At 57.0% G+C, this 833-nt stretch carries 1 protein-coding gene; it reads left to right on the plus strand.

The features are described from left to right. Positions 1-833, plus strand: an 833-nt coding sequence (locus tag A3736_RS17420; RefSeq protein ID WP_197465497.1) for a hypothetical protein, incomplete at both ends; no start/stop codon positions are given.

Here is an 833-nt window from a genome sequence, read left to right on the forward strand (position 1 = left end):
GGTGGAAAGAAGCGTGTCATCCACATCAACTTCCAATTCCCGGACGAACTCGTCGATGGCGATGACGGCCCCTACATGCTGAAACATGCCTGCGATTTCGTCGAGGCAATTTTTGGCGATGAGGCGATCTTCGCCAATCGACTGGACCGCGATGAGAAAGGCCGGAAGAATGTCGACGTCTTCGTGGCGCCGAAATACCTTAAGTCCACCTCGAAAGGATCCCACGTCTGGGTTTCCACGAGCCGTGACCTAAAGGAACTGGCGGAGGCGTACCGTCCATATAAGGACAAGGATGGAAAACCCATCACCACGCCCAAGGTGTGTGGGCAGGCTCTACAAGATGCCCTTCACGAGTATTTTCTGCACGTGATGGACCTTCCCGGCGTTGAGCGCGGGTCACCCAAACGCACGCGCGGTTCCGATTGGAAGCACGCCGAACAGCTTCGTTTGGATGAACTGGCCGAAGCCCAGGCGAGAGCCGATGCCCTGATCCGTGATCTGCAGAAACAGCACGAAGAGAACGCCAAGGGCCGTAAGGAACTCGAAGTAGAAAAGGAGCAAGTTCGGCACGCCAATGAAAATGCGGTCCGCGACAGGGCATCAGCTGCGGCCGAACTGGTAAGCGCCCAAGAAGCTGCTCGTCACATCAGAAGCCGCGCTGAGAAAGAGCGCGAGCGTGAAGATCAAGCAGCGCGAAAGGTCCGCGCGGATCTGCACGAGACGCAGATGCAACTGGTGAGTTCTGCTGTGAAAGCGAATGCTGAAGCAATAGCGGCAAGAAAGGCCGCCGAACAGATCCTAAAGCAGGCGGCGGAGCAATTGGGGAATGCGCC

This window comes from Erythrobacter sp. HI0063, assembly GCF_001635685.1.
In the GTDB taxonomy this organism is placed as follows: domain Bacteria; phylum Pseudomonadota; class Alphaproteobacteria; order Sphingomonadales; family Sphingomonadaceae; genus Qipengyuania.